The 13,338-nt window shown below is 52.0% G+C and carries 17 protein-coding genes; 9 read left to right on the forward strand and 8 right to left on the reverse strand.

The genetic code is table 11. The features are described 5' to 3' along the window. Positions 1–85 precede the first annotated feature (85 nt). Positions 86–307: a DUF2594 family protein gene (locus U868_RS0115775; protein WP_025154134.1), complete on the reverse strand. Its 222-nt coding sequence runs from the start codon at positions 305–307 to the stop codon at positions 86–88. Positions 308–461: 154 nt separating this feature from the next. On the opposite strand from U868_RS0115775, the gene U868_RS0115780 reads away from it, so the two are divergent. The 3 genes from U868_RS0115780 (at position 462) to U868_RS0115790 (ending at position 2,427) form a co-directional block, all read left to right on the forward strand. Further along, on the forward strand, positions 462–1,325 hold the full coding sequence (locus U868_RS0115780; RefSeq protein WP_025154135.1) for an NAD(P)H-hydrate dehydratase: 864 nt from the start codon (positions 462–464) through the stop codon (positions 1,323–1,325). Positions 1,326–1,403: 78 nt separating this feature from the next. After that, entirely contained in the window at positions 1,404–1,832 is a 429-nt protein-coding gene (locus tag U868_RS0115785; RefSeq protein ID WP_025154136.1) for a universal stress protein, read from the forward strand. Positions 1,833–1,989: 157 nt separating this feature from the next. Beyond that, positions 1,990–2,427: a universal stress protein gene (locus tag U868_RS0115790; protein WP_025154137.1), complete on the forward strand. Its 438-nt coding sequence runs from the start codon at positions 1,990–1,992 to the stop codon at positions 2,425–2,427. Between the two features lie 217 nt (positions 2,428–2,644). On the opposite strand, the gene U868_RS0115795 is transcribed toward U868_RS0115790, so the two are convergent. Beyond that, positions 2,645–2,938 carry a DUF5339 domain-containing protein gene (locus U868_RS0115795; protein WP_025154138.1) on the reverse strand — a complete coding sequence of 98 codons (294 nt, stop codon included), beginning with the start codon at positions 2,936–2,938 and terminating at the stop codon, positions 2,645–2,647. A 254-nt stretch (positions 2,939–3,192) separates the two neighbouring features. Between U868_RS0115795 and U868_RS0115800 the strand changes: the two genes are divergently transcribed. Beyond that, positions 3,193–3,603 carry a hypothetical protein gene (locus U868_RS0115800; protein WP_025154139.1) on the forward strand — a complete coding sequence of 137 codons (411 nt, stop codon included), beginning with the start codon at positions 3,193–3,195 and terminating at the stop codon, positions 3,601–3,603. A gap of 26 nt (positions 3,604–3,629) precedes the next feature. Here the strand turns inward: U868_RS0115800 and U868_RS0115805 are convergent, their stop codons facing one another. Then, positions 3,630–4,268 carry a TetR/AcrR family transcriptional regulator gene (locus tag U868_RS0115805; RefSeq protein ID WP_025154140.1) on the reverse strand — a complete coding sequence of 213 codons (639 nt, stop codon included), beginning with the start codon at positions 4,266–4,268 and terminating at the stop codon, positions 3,630–3,632. Between the two features lie 204 nt (positions 4,269–4,472). Between U868_RS0115805 and U868_RS0115810 the strand changes: the two genes are divergently transcribed. Further along, positions 4,473–5,261, forward strand: coding sequence for a threonine/serine ThrE exporter family protein (locus tag U868_RS0115810; RefSeq protein ID WP_025154141.1), 789 nt, complete (start codon positions 4,473–4,475; stop codon positions 5,259–5,261). Further along, positions 5,261–5,734 carry a threonine/serine exporter gene (locus U868_RS0115815; RefSeq protein ID WP_025154142.1) on the forward strand — a complete coding sequence of 158 codons (474 nt, stop codon included), beginning with the start codon at positions 5,261–5,263 and terminating at the stop codon, positions 5,732–5,734. Before U868_RS0115810 ends, U868_RS0115815 begins: the two co-directional genes overlap by 1 nt. Here the strand turns inward: U868_RS0115815 and U868_RS25730 are convergent. Further along, the gene (locus tag U868_RS25730; RefSeq protein WP_205275522.1) at positions 5,731–5,904 is read right to left on the reverse strand and encodes a hypothetical protein; all 174 of its coding nucleotides are present in this window, start codon (positions 5,902–5,904) and stop codon (positions 5,731–5,733) included. The genes U868_RS0115815 and U868_RS25730 overlap by 4 nt on opposite strands. Positions 5,905–6,084: 180 nt before the next feature. Between U868_RS25730 and U868_RS0115830 the strand changes: the two genes are divergently transcribed. Both U868_RS0115830 and phoH read left to right on the forward strand, forming a co-directional pair. Beyond that, a complete protein-coding gene (locus U868_RS0115830; RefSeq protein ID WP_036411989.1) occupies positions 6,085–7,083 on the forward strand; it encodes an endonuclease in 999 nt (332 codons plus the stop codon). Positions 7,084–7,393: 310 nt separating this feature from the next. Further along, positions 7,394–8,179, forward strand: coding sequence for a phosphate starvation-inducible protein PhoH (gene phoH, locus U868_RS0115835; RefSeq protein ID WP_004237350.1), 786 nt, complete (start codon positions 7,394–7,396; stop codon positions 8,177–8,179). A gap of 46 nt (positions 8,180–8,225) precedes the next feature. On the opposite strand, the gene U868_RS0115840 is transcribed toward phoH, so the two are convergent. The 4 genes from U868_RS0115840 to U868_RS0115855 form a co-directional block, all read right to left on the reverse strand. Further along, positions 8,226–9,050 carry a siderophore-interacting protein gene (locus U868_RS0115840; protein WP_025154144.1) on the reverse strand — a complete coding sequence of 275 codons (825 nt, stop codon included), beginning with the start codon at positions 9,048–9,050 and terminating at the stop codon, positions 8,226–8,228. Between the two features lie 198 nt (positions 9,051–9,248). Continuing rightward, on the reverse strand, positions 9,249–9,404 hold the full coding sequence (locus tag U868_RS24615) for a DUF2474 domain-containing protein (RefSeq protein WP_071997719.1): 156 nt from the start codon (positions 9,402–9,404) through the stop codon (positions 9,249–9,251). Continuing rightward, positions 9,385–10,392: a cytochrome d ubiquinol oxidase subunit II gene (cydB, locus tag U868_RS0115850; RefSeq protein ID WP_025154145.1), complete on the reverse strand. Its 1,008-nt coding sequence runs from the start codon at positions 10,390–10,392 to the stop codon at positions 9,385–9,387. Before cydB ends, U868_RS24615 begins: the two co-directional genes overlap by 20 nt. Continuing rightward, the gene (locus U868_RS0115855; RefSeq protein WP_025154146.1) at positions 10,382–11,722 is read right to left on the reverse strand and encodes a cytochrome ubiquinol oxidase subunit I; all 1,341 of its coding nucleotides are present in this window, start codon (positions 11,720–11,722) and stop codon (positions 10,382–10,384) included. The genes cydB and U868_RS0115855 overlap by 11 nt, the downstream gene beginning before the upstream one ends. Before the next feature lie 138 nt (positions 11,723–11,860). Here U868_RS0115855 and U868_RS0115860 point away from each other — a divergent pair, with 138 nt between their 5' ends. Next, on the forward strand, positions 11,861–13,282 hold the full coding sequence (locus U868_RS0115860) for a PLP-dependent aminotransferase family protein (RefSeq protein ID WP_025154147.1): 1,422 nt from the start codon (positions 11,861–11,863) through the stop codon (positions 13,280–13,282). The last annotated feature ends 56 nt before the right edge of the window (positions 13,283–13,338 follow it).

Consider the following 13,338-nt stretch of genomic DNA (forward strand, 5'->3'; position numbering starts at 1 on the left):
AACATCATCCTGACACAAACAGCGCACTCTCTCTTTAGCGATTCGTTGCATTATCCCCGGACAGCATTAATTGCCGGGCCGGAAATTATTTCCGGTACTCAGTTTTAATCTGGGCAATGGTATCTTTAAATGTACCGGACAGATGCTCATCATCAATTTCGCTGATCTGGCGTTCCATATTGACGATAATACGACCTGCGTCTGCCTGGCCGACCGCTTTCAGTAAATATGTCACCAGTGCTTTTAAACAGGTCACTTCCGCAGCCAGTTTTTCAGTATCGTTTTCAGTTTTAAATGCGTGATTCATGGTTAACCTCAACCGTTATATTTATCAGTCCCGGATATATCAGCCGCAAAGAATACCAGATCTGCCCGTTACTGCTCTACTTTCTTTTTTAGTTTCCCGCTATGCTGATAAACAGGGTGTATTCATTTTCCGCTGAAGAAGGCAAAATAATAAGATGAATATTATTGATATCAATGCCATAACCCGTGATTACCCGGTATTAAAAATGCCGGGCCCGGAAGACAGCCATAAAGGTACATTCGGTACGCTCGGGATCACCGGCGGCGCGGCCGGCATGACCGGCGCGGTTATTCTGGCCGGATGCGCCGCACTGAAAACCGGGTGCGGCAAAGTGATTCTGGGGTTTAATCAGCCGCAGTTGCCGGTACCGTTTGTTGAGAATGCACCGGAGCTGATGCTGCGTACTGCCTGCGCCCTCGCGGATGACCCTGCGCTGACCGCACAGGTTACCGGCCCCGGACTGGGGCAGAGTACAGAGAGCCGGGCATTGGCGGAAGCGGCGTTTATGCAGACCGGTAAACCACAGGTGCTGGATGCGGATGCACTGAATATTCTGGCCGCCACACCGGGCATCGCGCTGGATGACAAATGTGTGATAACCCCGCATCCGCAGGAAGCCGCCCGTCTGCTGCATACCAGTGTGGCGGAGATTCAGGCAGATCGCCCGGCGGCAGTGCTGGCGCTGGCAGCTCAGTATCACTGCTGGGCGGTGCTGAAAGGGCACCACAGCCTGATTGCCTCACCGGACGGTGAGTTATGGTGTAATCACAGCGGCAACCGCGGGCTGGCCACTGCCGGCAGCGGGGATGTGCTATCCGGTATTATCGGCAGTCTGCTGGCGCAGCGGCTGCCGGTACAGGAAGCGGTTTGCGGCGGTGTCTGGCTGCATGGCGCGGCGGCAGATGAATGTGTGGCCGCCGGTATTGGTCCTGCCGGATTAACCGCTCATGAAATTATTGATTATGTGCGGTTAATCCGTAACCGTCTGATAACAAAAACAACAGGTAATAAGAGTTAACGGTATCAATCTCACAGATATTTTCTGCACTATTTAATATAGTGACATCATCCCGCATGATTTATTCAAGGAGGCAGTATGTATAATACAATTTTGGTTCCTATCGATATTTCAGAAGAAGAACTGACCAGCAAGGCAGTCCGCCATGCGCTTTATCTGGCGAAGGAAACAGGGGCTAAGCTGCATATTGTCCATGTCCTGCCGATCTCATCCGCGATTATTAATGCGTATGCGCTGGGTTATATGGAAATAAAAGATAAAGCGACCATTAAGGCGGAAGAAGACATTCATATGCTGATGGATTCTATTGATCTGCCGCCGGAGCGCCTTGCTTATACGATTACCTTCGGTTCCCCGCGTGATGAAATTATCCAGGCGGCGGAAGAGGTAAAAGCCGATATTATCGTTATCGGTTCCCGCCGTCCGAATATCTCCACCCACCTGCTGGGCTCGACCGCCGGTGGTGTTGTCCGTTATGCTCCGGTCTCGGTGATCGTTGTCCGCTGAGTTTTGCACGTCTCTGATATTTTTCCGGTGACATACGGTGTCACCGGATATTTCCCTGCTTATTTCTTCTGAAAAAACATGATACCCGGCACGGTGCTTCCCGGTTTATTGCCTATACTTAAATCAAATACACAGTGGACTGACAATGAGGGATGGTATGTATAAAACGATATTAGTTCCTATTGATGTGACAGAAGATGTATTGACGAGTAATGCCCTGAAACACGCGATTTATCTGGCGAAGATGTCACAGGCGAAACTGATGTTGTTTCACTCTGTACCGGATATTTCAAAATTCTCAATAAGCTATAACTACCACTATGAGTTACTGAATTCATTTGCGGAAAAAGCGGTTGCCCGTTCAAAAGACGAGTTAAAAGCGATTGCGGAGAAAGTGGGTTTACCGGCAGAGCAGGTCAGTTATTTTGTGGATTACGGCACACCGAGAGACAAAGTGCTGGCAAAAGCAAAAGAGATCCATGCTGATTTGATTGTTGTCGGTTCGCGCCTGCCGGGTATCTCAACGCACCTGCTGGGGTCAACCGCCTCCGGGATTGTGGCACATGCACAGGTTTCCGTGCTGGTTGTCCGCTGAATATAACGATAAAAACGAAAAGGTCCGCGTTCGCGGACCTGAGATTGCAGACAAAGCAGGATAAAACGTGGTTTTTCCTGCTTTGTGTTATCAGCCGAAAACCAATAAATTGATTTTCCTGGTTTATTTTTACAACCTCTGTCGGACGTCGCCAACCCCTGCGGGTTTGTCAACGGCCTGAGATCCGCGTTCGCGGACCTTTTTTATGAAAACAGAATTACTGTTTTGCCATCGATGCTTTGAATTCCTTCAGTGCATCAAGGCCCTGCTGACACGCCATGTCCTGAGTCTCTTCCGGTACAGATTTAATCTGTGTTTTTGCGGTTTCCAGCTGCTGTTTCATGGCCGTGATCTGTGCAGTTGCATCAGCATCACCTTTGGCTTCCTGCTCTGCCACTTTGACCATTTCGTCGATTTCAGTGAAATATTCATCACAGACTTTGCTGGCGTTGGCAGCAAAGGCGGTAACAGAGAACAGGCATCCCAGTGTAATTAGTGTCAGCTTTTTCATTATAAACCTTATGTTGTAGGCAGGAACGGATATAAATAATTAATCAATATGCCCTGAAATATCATGGAATATATATAAGAATAAGATGAATATCAGAAGAACTACTTACTTTTTGCATAAGAATAGCGCAATCCGGCACAGAGAGCAGGCAATGAACAATTCGTGCTGATGCAATTGAAACGCATTCTTATTTGTTGACAGGTTTTTGGTGTCATCATAATGTACCGGATAATACAAAAAAATAAGGAGTCATTATGTCAGCCGTTAATTTTGTTCATATGGATACCAGTGCCTCCCCGGTGGTGATTATGCAATCATTCCCGGAAAATAGGGCACAAACAGAGCAGTGGGTGAATGAGCTGGATGCACTGCTGGATAAGCAGACACCATTCGCACTAATTTACCCGCCGAAAGAAGGACCGGAAAAACCGGATACACAGGAAGATATGGATGCGCGTAAGTATGTCCGCCGCTGGCTGAAAACCGGAAAAGAAAAAATGGCGGCATACTGCAGTGTGATGATCCTGACCGTTAATCAGAAAACCGGGGATAAAGAACAGCTGGAGAAATTCGCGCCGATGGCCGCTGCGGTCTACGGTGTGCCGGTATTTGTTGCTGATGACATGGCAGCGGCACGGGCAAAGGCGGCAGAGGTGACCGCCTGAAGGCAGCGGTTAATGGTGACCGCTGCTCATTGGGATGTTAATGAATGGCGGAGGTAACAGGCGGTTATCTCCACGGATAACGGCAGCTGTTTTTCAATAAATTCCGCCGTGGGCTTGTCATGGCGCTGACTGAAAACCGGCAGATAAAGGTCGGCTTTCAGCATTTCCAGAAAACGGGCGGCCACGGCCAGTAATGTTTCCTCAGATGCGGTGATGCCGGGCAGGGCTTTCAGTCCGGTTGCCAGTTGTTGTGCGGCGCGCAGCGGGCCTGCGCGGTAAAATTGTTCACTGATTTGCGGGAAGCGCTGTGATTCCGCCAGAATCAGCTGATATAAGCCGAGTGACTGCGGGTGAACGATGCTGTACAGGTAACGTCTGCCGCTGGTATATAACAGTGTTTCTGCATCGGGTGCTGCTTCCGGTTTTTCCTCTTCATTATCCTCAAAAATTCCGCTGATCAGATGGTCGATAACGGCCAGAAACAGCGCTTCTTTTCCGCCGAAAGAGGTATACAGCGTGGATCGTGACCCGCCGGATTGTTCAATAATCCTATCCAGAGTTGTACCTTCGTAACCATGACAGATAAAAACATCCGCAGCGGCGGTAAGAATGGCATCACGGCGGCGCTGTCCTTTCGGGGTTAATGGTGACGGGGTGGGCGACATAACAGATAAAGGCTCCGGTGATAGTGATAAGTCCTGATTTAACCACGCCGCGCCGTATTGCTCAATAGGGTGTTTCCCTGACATACTGCAATTACGCATAGTAAGACTATTTATTATCAAACTATTGATCAAACCCAGTGAGTTGTTAATACAAAGAATTAGAATAGCGGGAAAGTCGGACCATCAACGGTTAACGGTAAAACTATGGGACAGGGGAAAGAGATTACACAGGATATGCAGCGGACTATCACCCGTCTGTGTATCGAGTGCGGGCTGCTGCTGTTACAGCACGGTGCGGAAAGCATGCTGGTGGAGGAACTGGCGGGGCGGACAGGAAAGGCGCTCGGGGCGGACCAGGTGGATTGTGCCATTTCGGCAAATGCCATTGTGCTCACGACGATTATTGACGGGCACTGCCTGACATCCACCCGTAAGGTGGTCGATCGCGGTATTAATATGCATATCGTCACGGAAGTGCAGCATGTGGTGATCCTCGCGGAGCACGGGCATCTTGACTGCAAAGGGGTGCAGAAGAAATTCGCTCATATGAAAGCGCTGCGTTATCCGCGCTGGGTAATGGTGCTGATGGTGGCGTTGTCCTGCGCCTGTTTCTGCAGGCTGAATAACGGCGGCTGGGACGGCGCGGTGATCACCTTTGCCGCCAGCGGCTGTGCGATGTATGTCCGCCAGGTGCTGACCGCCCGGCATATGAACCCGCTGATTAATTTCTGTTTTACGGCATTTGTTGCCACAATGGTGGCGGGAATGATGCTGAAAATTCCGCTGTTTTCGGCAACGTCCGGTATTGCCATGGCAGCCAGTGTGCTGCTGCTGGTGCCGGGATTTCCGCTGATCAACGCAGTTGCGGACATGTTCAAAGGGCATGTTAACACCGGCCTGGCCCGCTGGGCGATGGCAAGCCTGCTCACTCTGGCAACCTGTATCGGTATCTTTACCGCGATCACACTCGGCAGCCTGAGGGACTGGATATGATGACGGTACTCTCTTTTCTGGCCGCACTGGCACAGGACATGCTGCTGGCGGCTGTTCCGGCAGCCGGGTTTGCCATGGTATTTAACGTACCGAAACGGGCACTGAAATACTGTGCGCTGCTGGGTGCGATAGGTCACGGCAGCCGGTTTATGCTGATTGCCGCCGGTTTTGACATCGTTGCCTCCACATTCTGGGCATCGGTGCTGGTGGGGATCATCGGTATTCAGTGGTCCCGCTGGTGGCTGGCACACCCGAAAGTTTTTACCGTTGCCGCCATTATCCCGATGTTTCCCGGCATTAATGCCTATATGGCAATGCTGGCGGTGATTAAACTGTCACAGTCCGGTTTTACCCCGCAACTGCTGGAGATGCTGGTGAGCAATTTCCTGCGTGCGGCTTTTGTGGTCGGCGCGTTGTCTATCGGGCTGTCTGTGCCCGGTTTGTGGCTGTACCGCAAACGTCCGCGCGTTTAACTGATACGGGTCAGGTTCAGGATAATATCCATGACCGGTTTATCGGTCACGCTAATCTGAATCTGCACCCGTTTACTGCTCTCCTGCACACGGACATCAACTTCGTCGTCATCATAGGCACAGGCCGTGCCGACTAGCTCATCTATCATTTCATCGACCAGCGGATGCATGATTATTCTCCGGATTTATGATTAATGTCAGCAGAGTATAAAGTTTCAGATTTAAATCATTCTGTAAAAAAACGCCCGGAAATTGTCTTATCCGGCGGATTGGCTGATGAATAAAAAATCTGAGGCGATAATTCCCGCATGGCGTGGCATAATTGCCCCCCTCTGGCATTCTGTTGGTTTATGATTTATATGCGCATTTTTCAATCATTTCGTTTTTCATTATTTTTATTTTGTATTATTTCGTCCGCTGCATTTGCAGCTGCACCGGAACGGTTCGACGAAGCAAAAATTGTTGCCCGTGAAAAAATCTATTACGACCAGAACCGGAACCCGCAGGGGGAAGGGACACTGTATTGCGGTTGTCAGTGGGAGTGGACCGGAAAATCCGGTGGTCGTGTGGATCTGAACAGCTGCGGTTATCGTGTACGCTCTCAGGTGACCCGCGCAGAGCGGATTGAGTGGGAGCATATCGTCCCCGCCTGGGTGTTCGGACACCAGCGTCAGTGCTGGCAGAACGGCGGGCGCAAAAACTGTGTCGGTGAGGATCCGGTATTCCGTGTGATGGAAGCCGACCTCCACAATCTCGCGCCGTCTGTTGGTGAAGTCAATGGCGATCGCAGTAATTTCCGCTACGGGGTCGCACGTGGTGCGGGCTCACAAAGCTACGGGCAGTGCACCAGCCGGGTGGATTTCAAACAGCGGGTTTTCGAGCCGCGTGATGAAGTTAAAGGGGAAGTGGCGCGGGTCTGGTTTTATATGCATGACCGCTATGATCTGGCGATGTCAGAGCAGCAGCAAAAATTACTGATGGTGTGGGACAGCGAATTTCCGCCGTCTGCCGCCGAGCGGGAACGGGATCGCCGTATCCGGGCGGTGACGGGGCAGTCAAATCCGTTTGTGACCGGTGAACGCCGCTGGGAGTCGGGGCATATCAACAGTGCTGACGGTATTTTTACCCGTCTGCCGTCCGCACCGGTGACACCGGTAAACGCAGCGCCGAAAGCAGAAAAAAAAGCAACGGATCAGCGTATCCGTGGTAACCGCAACAGTAAAATTTACCACTTTCCGGATTGCCCGGGCTATAACCGGATCAGCAGTAAAAATGTTGAAATGTTCGCAGATGCAGCCTCCGCACAGGCGGCAGGCTACAGTATGGCGAAGAACTGCAAAGCGCGCTGATGTGCGGCGGATAACAGAAATGTGGCAAAAATATTAAATTCCCGCAAATTTTAATTGCTGAAAAGAAAGTATTGTCATTATACTGTCACAAAGTCAGTTTAGTGTTCGCTTTAGTTTGTCATCTGAGGATAACGAATGCGACATACAGACGAACGACAGTACCGGCCGGTGATAAATACCCTGAACAACAGGGCGGATTTATCACCGGCTTTTTTTTATCCGAGTGTTCACTCATGGCTTGAAGGGAGCCGCCGGTTGCCAACTCACTGTTTCAGTTATTCCGTTATCAGAAATCAACAGGATTAAGATTATGGGCAGACAAAAAGCGGTAGTCAGAGCACGCAAAGAGGCAAAACGCATGAGCCGGAAAGAGTCGCGCAGGGCACGTTTTAACGATGATAATGTGGCGGTTTTTATCCCGGCAGGCGGGGTGGAAGCTATCGGCATGGCGCGGGAAAAACGCGACAACAGTGCTGTTTTACCGCGAAATGATGCACAGGATAAATACATCAGGGCGATAGCGCATAAACAGCTGATTATTGCCAACGGCGAGGCCGGATGCGGAAAAACCTTTATCAGTACCGCACTGGCGGCAGATGCGTTGATCAATAAGGAAATCGAGCGGATTATTGTCACCCGTCCGGTATTACAGGCGGAAGAGGATCTGGGCTTTCTGCCCGGCGATATCAGTGAAAAATTTGCGCCATATTTCCGGCCGGTGTATGACGTTCTGGTGAAACGGATGGGGGCTTCATTTTTACAGTATTGTCTGCGTCCGGAGATAGGTAAGGTGGAAATCGCGCCATTTGCTTATATGCGCGGACGAACCTTTGAGAATGCGGTGGTGATCCTCGATGAGGCACAGAACGTGACTGTAACACAAATGAAAATGTTTCTGACCAGGATGGGGGAGAATGTGACCGTGATCGTCAACGGTGATGTCAGTCAGTGTGATTTACCGGGCAATGTCCCGTCAGGGCTGGCCGATGTGCTGCGCCGTTTCCGGGATGACGATATGGTGTCAGTGGTGTCCTTCACACAGGATGACTGTGTGCGTTCATCACTTTGTCTGCGGGCATTACAGGCCTATAACTGAGTATACAGCGGCTGCGGCGGCAAACACCGCCGCAGCCCGTTTATTATCAGTCGTCAGCATCCATCACATCATGGCGCAGGCGGTGATAACCTTCCTCATCGTAACCGAAACGCCAGTACGGGATCGCATACATCTGGCTGTGTTCCCCGTTCAGCTCACGGCGCACATAACGGCGCAGATCCCTGACCATTGCGTCCTCTCCGGCAATCCAGAATGTACATTCTGTCACATCGGCGACCGGCCAGCTTTTAAACAGCGCGGTGACCTCACCGGTTTTCTCTGTACCGCCGGTCACCCAGTGCAGGGTGATACCCGCCGGTTTGTTCAGCACCTGCTGATCATCCGCGTGGTCGATGCGGATCACCACATTGCCCTGCGCCTCTGCGGGCATTTTTTCCAGCAGCGCGGCAACAGCGGGAAGCGCTGTTAAGTCGGCAGCCATATAGTAGTGTTTCGCCGCCGGCAGCAGCGGATCCGGTCCGCCGGGATTGGTAATACCGATATAATCCCCCGGTTTGGCATTTCTGGCGAAATCCACTGCCGGACCGGCATCATCATGCATCGCGAATTCAATATCGATTTCTTTCCGTTCAGGGCGGATTGCCCGCACGGTATAGGTACGGGCGACCGGACGCGGCTTATCTTCCGGCCAGACCGGCCCTTTATCGGACAGTACCGGCAGAGCAGGCGGATTCGGCGCATCTTTGGCAATAAACAGCTTCAGGTGACCACCTTCGCAATCTGCAGGATAGGTGTCCAGCGATTCTGCCGTAAAGGTGATGCGGCGCAGATTGGGGGTAACGTCGGTAAAGGATTTCACCTGAATCAGACGCGGCGGTGCAGGGCGGTAGATATTTTTTTCCCGGCTCATGCGCAATTCTCCGTTCTATTGTTATCAGTTTAGTTATATCTATTTCGCGGAGTGTATCAGGAATTCAGAAGAATGGTAATCATTATCAATAAAATTATTAAAAAAAGCACACCGCATGGGGGGCGGTGTGCCGGGCAATGCAGCTGTTTGCACAGTGCATGATGTACTGATGAGGTACTTACTGATGAGATATGACGACTATCTTACTTTCATTCCCGCCGCCGTCATTAATAAGCGGAAAAGTGATGAGACGGCAAACAGTGCCAGCACACTGCCTGCCCAGATAGCGACCATCCAGGCGGCTTTTTTCCACCAAGGGGTTGCTGTGGCAGGCTCAGTGATAGCCCTGGTCATGGGTGATTTTTCCTCTGAAGACATAATAACTCCACCAGGTATATACCAGGATCACCGGTATGATGAATAAAGCGCCGACCAGCATAAAGCTCAGGCTTTCGCCGGGGGCGGCGGCCATTTGATAATCAATCACCGGCGGAATGATCATCGGCCAGATACTGATACCGAGCCCGGTGAAGCCCAGAAAAACCAGGCCGAGTGCCGCAAAAAACGGCGTATAGTGCAGATGACGGCTGACACTGCGGAACAGCGCAACGGTACAGGCAAGCACCAGCAGCGGCACCGGCAGGAAGAACAGAATGTTCGGGAAACTGAACCAGCGTGCCGCAATGGCGTCATGCGCCAGCGGGGTCCACAGGCTGATCACGGCCAGTACTGCCAGCATCACCAGGGTCAGTGGTTTCAGCACCTTATACATCTGTTGTTGCAGGTGACTTTCTGTTTTCATCACCAGCCAGCCGCAACCCAGAAGGGCATACGCGATCACCAGACCGAAACCGCAGAACAGCGGGAACGGTGCCAGCCAGTCAAAGGCACCGCCGGTAAAGGCGCGGTTTGCGACCGGAAACCCTTCAATCACGCTGCCAACGGCCACACCCTGCACAAAGGTGGCGATGACAGAACTGATCAGAAACGCGCGATCCCAGAAATAACGGTGATGTTCATCCGCTTTAAAGCGGAACTCAAAAGCCACGCCACGGAAGATTAACGCCACCAGCATCAGTGTCAGCGGAATGGCGAGCGCATCCAGAATCACCGCATAGGCGAGCGGGAAAGCGCCGAACAGCGCGGCACCGCCCAGTACCAGCCAGGTTTCGTTGCCGTCCCAGACCGGGGCGACACTGTTCATCATCAAATCGCGGTCAGCATTGCTTTTCACAAAGGGATAGAGGATGCCGATACCGAGGTCAAACCCGTCCATCACGATATACATCAGCGTACTGAATATAATAATGACGAACCAAATCAGGGGTAAATCAATGTCCATGAGACACCTCCGGTGCGATACCTTTGCGGATCAGTTTCATCATATAGATGTAGCCGATGCCAAACACAGAACCATAAACAATAAAGAAGATCAGCAGGCTGATACTCATATGCATATCACCGTGTGCCGAAACGGCATCTGTCGTGCGCTGTAATCCGTAAACCACCCACGGCTGACGGCCGATTTCAGTCACAAACCAGCCCGCGAGGATCGCGATAAGCCCGGACGGTGCCATCCATAACATAAAGCGCTGGAAAGGACGCGAATCATATAAACGCCCCCGGTAACGCAGCCACAGGCTCAGTGCGGCAGCCAGCAGCATCAGCATGCCGAGGCCGGCCATCACACGGAATGACCAGAACACGGCGAACACATTGTCCGGTCTGTCTTCCGGCGGGAATTCGGTCAGCGCGGGCACCTGTTTATCAAGGCTGTGTGTCAGGATCAGACTGGCCAGCCCGGGAATTTCCACGGTATAACGGGTTTTTTCCTGTGCATTATCCGGAATACCAAACAGGATCAGCGGTGTGGCCTCGCCGGGTTTGTTTTCCCAGTGACCTTCCATTGCCGCAACCTTAACCGGCTGATGTTTCAGCGTGTTCAGCCCGTGCGCATCACCAATCAGCGCCTGGAACGGAGCGAGAACCACAATCAGCCACAATGACATGGAAAACATCTTTTTCATGGCACCGGATTTGTTGCCGCGCAGCAGGTGCCAGGCGGCAGAAGCAGCGATAAAGAAGGCGGATGCCAGAAATGCCGCGGTTGTCATATGCAGCAGGCGGTACGGAAAGGACGGATTGAAAATCACCGCGAACCAGTCCACCGGCACCACAACACCGTTTATTACTTCATGCCCCTGCGGGGTCTGCATCCAGCTGTTGGAAGCCAGGATCCAGAAAGTGGACATCAGTGTACCGAGCGCAACCATGCAGGTGGCGAAATAGTGCAGCTTTTCACCGACACGGTGCCAGCCGAACAGCATCACGCCGAGGAAACCGGCTTCCAGGAAGAACGCGGTCAGTACTTCATAAGTAAGCAGCGGACCGGTGATTGACCCCGCAAACTCAGAAAAGAAACTCCAGTTGGTGCCGAACTGATAGGCCATCACCAGACCGGAAACCACCCCCATACCGAAATTCACGGCAAAGATGGCTGACCAGAAATGAAAGAGCTTTTTGTAATCCTCATTGCGGGTTTTCAGCCACATCCCCTCAAGCACCGCCAGAAATGACGCCAGGCCGATGGTGATCGCAGGAAAAATGATATGAAACGACACAGTGAAGGCGAACTGAATTCGCGCAAGCTCAAGGGCACTTAACCCAAACATAGTGACCTCTCGTTATTATAACTATGCAAATAATAATTACGCAGATGAAATGTGTGGCACAGTACACCATGAGTTGCTAAAGTATAATAGTGACAATTAATAACGAAATGACTATAACAGTTTTACGGAGAGCGCTCCATGACACGCTACGAACAGTTAGCAGAGCAGATAAAACAGCAGATAGAAGATGATATCTGGCAGGTTGGTGACCGGCTGCCGTCATTGCGGGAAAGTGCAAAACAGTCGGGACTGAGCCTGATGACTGTCGTACAGTCGTATCAGTTACTGGAGAGCCAGGGCTGGGTGGTGGCCCGTCCGCAGTCCGGGTATTTTGTCGCCAAACGCGCCCCGGCGTTTGCTCAGGCCAAAGGCGGCCTGGGTATGCACCTGAGTGAAAATGTGGAGATCAACGCCTCGCTGTTTGATGTGCTTCAGGCCTGCAAAGACCCGGCCATTATTCCGTTCGGGTCGGCATTCCCCGATCCTTCGCTGCTGGTACAGCCGAAACTCTCCAAAGCGCTGGGTGCAGTGGCACGCCGCATCGCGCCACAGAGTGCCGTGGTCAATATGCCGCCGGGGAATGAAAAACTGCGGCGTAATATCTCCCGCCGCTATGCCGCGCAGGGTATCCATGTTTCGCCGGATGATATCGTCATTACCGCCGGGGCAATGGAATCTCTGTCGCTGAGTCTGCAGGCAGTCACGGAACCGGGGGACTGGGTGGTGATTGAATCCCCGGCATTTTACGGCGCATTACAGGCGATTGAGCGTCTGCGTCTGAAAGCGGTGGCGATCAAAACCGATCCGCAGACCGGGATCGACCTTGATGCTCTGGAAGAAGTCGCCGGGCGCTATGATATCAAAGCCTGCTGGCTGATGACGCATTTCCAGAACCCGCTCGGTGGTACCATGCCGCCGGAAAACAAGCGGCGGCTGGTGGAGATCCTGACACGGCATGAAATCGCCCTGATTGAGGATGATGTCTACAGTGAGCTCTGGTTTGGCAGCAATGCACCGCAACCGGCGAAAAGCCTGGATAAAGACAACAATTTTTTCCATTGTTCCTCATTTTCCAAATGTCTGGCGCCGGGCTTCCGGGTCGGCTGGGTGGCGGCAGGAAAACATGCCCGCAAAGTTCAGCAGTTACAGATGATGAGTACCGTATCTGCCAGTATGCCGACACAGCAGGCGATTGCGGAATATCTCGGCCAGGGCGGCTATGATGCGCATCTGAAAAAACTGCGCCAGCAGCTGGAACAGCGCCAGCACCGTATGCTGTATGCCATCAGCGAATATTTCCCGTCAGATGTGAAGGTAAACTGCCCGCAGGGCGGCTATTTCCTCTGGCTGGAATTTGAACCGCCGTTTGATGCCGTCAAACTGTACCGTATGGCACTCAATGAGCAGATCAGCATCGCGCCCGGCTCCATGTTTTCCACCAGTGACCAGTTTAACCACGCCTTCCGCCTGAACTGCTCATTTGAATGGAATGACCGGCTGGATAACGCCATGAAAGTACTGGGGCAGTTGTGTCATGTACTCAAGAAAACGCAGGGGTGACAGAAATTTGTCATGGCGCGGATATTAAAAAAGGGCACTTCTCAGTGCCCGTTTTG

The sequence above is a fragment of the Morganella morganii H1r genome (assembly GCF_000633515.1).
Classification (GTDB): domain Bacteria; phylum Pseudomonadota; class Gammaproteobacteria; order Enterobacterales; family Enterobacteriaceae; genus Morganella; species Morganella morganii_B.